This window comes from Chitinophaga sp. (assembly GCF_036566945.1).
Taxonomy (GTDB): domain Bacteria; phylum Bacteroidota; class Bacteroidia; order Chitinophagales; family Chitinophagaceae; genus Chitinophaga.
The window spans coordinates 1-2,314 of record NZ_DATCVJ010000518.1 but is presented as its reverse complement, the minus strand read 5'-3'; the positions used below and the strand labels follow the sequence as shown (position 1 = coordinate 2,314).

General features: G+C 47.7%; 1 protein-coding gene. It reads left to right on the top strand.

The features are described 5' to 3' along the window. Positions 1–121 precede the first annotated feature (121 nt). Positions 122–2,284: a S9 family peptidase gene (locus tag VIP81_RS15740; protein WP_331962612.1), complete on the top strand. Its 2,163-nt coding sequence runs from the start codon at positions 122–124 to the stop codon at positions 2,282–2,284. Positions 2,285–2,314: the final 30 nt, after the last annotated feature.

Below are 2,314 nucleotides of genomic sequence, written 5' to 3'. Positions count from 1 at the left end.
AAATAAAATTAATAATATCTTCCGGAGTTAACCGCCCGGCACTTTAACACTACCATTCCCATATTGTTCATTTTTTTTCTTTTATAATTTGGCTACCATTGCACATTATTATTCTTATTAGATGAAGAAACTTACTTTACTCCTCGTTTTAATCGCGCTGTATTGCCTCCCCATGCAGGCACAACCCGGAAAAGGGATGAGATGGAGCCGCGATGGGCAGTCTTACTACAAGGCAACATCCGCAGGTATAGAATCTAACCCTTTAACTGGTGAACCACCCACCGTGAAAATCCCCGCATCCGCCTATCAGGGGCTTGCATTGAAGGATTTTTATTTTTCAGCAGATGAAAAAAAAGTACTGCTGTACACCAATTCAAAAAAAGTATGGCGCTACGAAACCCGTGGCGACTACCGGGTGCTGGATGTAGCCACCGGAAAGCTGCAACAGCTGGGCAAAACACAACCCGCATCTTCCCTGATGTTCGCTAAACTTTCTCCGGATGGGAGCAAAGTGGCTTATGTAAGCGGACATAACATTTTTGTGGAAGACCTGCAAAGCGGTGCGGTAACGCCCATCACCACTGATGGTACCCGCCGTTTCATTAATGGTACTTTCGATTGGGCCTATGAAGAAGAATTCGGTTGCCGCGATGGCTTCCGCTGGAGCCCTGATGGCAAAAGCATCGCCTACTGGCAGATTGATGCCACCAGGATCCGCGACTTCCTCATGATAGATAATACCGATTCCATCTACTCCTTTACGGTGCCGGTAGAATATCCCAAAGCCGGAGAGCGTCCTTCTGCCTGCCGTATCGGTGTAGCAGATGTACAAACTGCTAAAACAACCTGGATGCAGGTTCCCGGCGATGACCAGCAGCATTACATTCCGCGCATGGAATGGGTGCCTGGTAAAAACACGCTGATCATTCAACAGCTGAACCGCAAACAAAACGATAGCAAAGTGATGTTGTGTGATGCGGCTACCGGTAAAGTGCGCTCCCTGTATGAAGAAACTGACAGCGCCTGGATAGATGTAAAATCACGCTGGGACGATGATAACATTGCCGGCTGGGATTTTATCCGTGGCAGCAAATCCTTTATCTGGGTGAGTGAACAGGACGGCTGGCGTCATCTGTATAATATTAATACAGACGACGGAAAGGCTACTTTGCTGACACCAGGCAACTATGATGTAATCAGCATCGCTAAAATTGATGAAGCCAATAACGTCATCTATTTTTTAGCTTCTCCCGAAAACCCTACCCAACAATACCTTTATAAGGTAGCGTTAAGCGGTGGCAAGGCAGAACGTATTACACCAGCCAACGAGCCGGGTAGCCATGAATATAAAATTTCTCCTTACGGCGCCTGGGCGATTCATGAATTCAGCAACGCCTATACTTATCCTGTCAGTGAAAATTTGCAACTGCCGGCGCATAAGAGCAGCAGCAATGCTGTGCTGAATGCTATTACCAAGTCGGCAGCGGCCCCAAACAAACCGGAGTTTTTCCGGATCACGACCGTTGATGGCGTTACCATGGACGGCTGGATGAGTAAGCCCGCCAATTTTGATCCGGCTAAAAAATACCCCGTGGTATTTTATGTGTACGGTGAACCCGCTGGTGCTACGTCGTTGGATGCCATCGGAGCAGGGCGCAACTTTCTCTATGACGGCGACATGGCGGCGGATGGATACATTTACATCACCATGGATAACCGGGGCACACCTTTGCCTAAAGGCCGTACCTGGCGCAAATGCGTGTACCGTAAAGTAGGATTGATCAATGCCCGCGATCAGGCCATGGGAGCAAAAGCACTGATGCAGAAATATCCGTTTATTGATCCGGAACGTACGGCAGTATGGGGCTGGAGCGGCGGCGGCTCTATGACGCTGAACCTGATGTTCCAATATCCCGACATCTACAAAACAGGAATCGCGATCGCTGCAGTTGGTAACCAGCTTACCTATGACAACATTTACCAGGAACGCTACATGGGCCTGCCGGAGGAAAACCGCGAAGATTTTGTAAAGGGATCGCCTATTACCTATGCACGTAACCTGAAAGGGAACCTGTTGTATATTCATGGTACCGGTGATGATAACGTACATTATCAGAATGCGGAAATGCTGCTGAATGAACTGATCAAATATAATAAGCAGTTTCAGTTCATGGCATATCCTAACCGCACCCACAGTATCTCTGAAGGGCAGGGTACTTTCGAGCACCTGTCTACTTTATATACAAATTATCTGCGGACACATTGTCTGCCGGGAGCGAAGTAGAAATTACGAATTACGAATTACGGATTTGTG

Bases quoted from the DNA above. Each gene is read 5' to 3' on its own strand.
- VIP81_RS15740 (WP_331962612.1), top strand. From the start codon at position 122: ATGAAGAAACTTACTTTACTCCTCGTTTTAATCGCGCTGTATTGCCTC.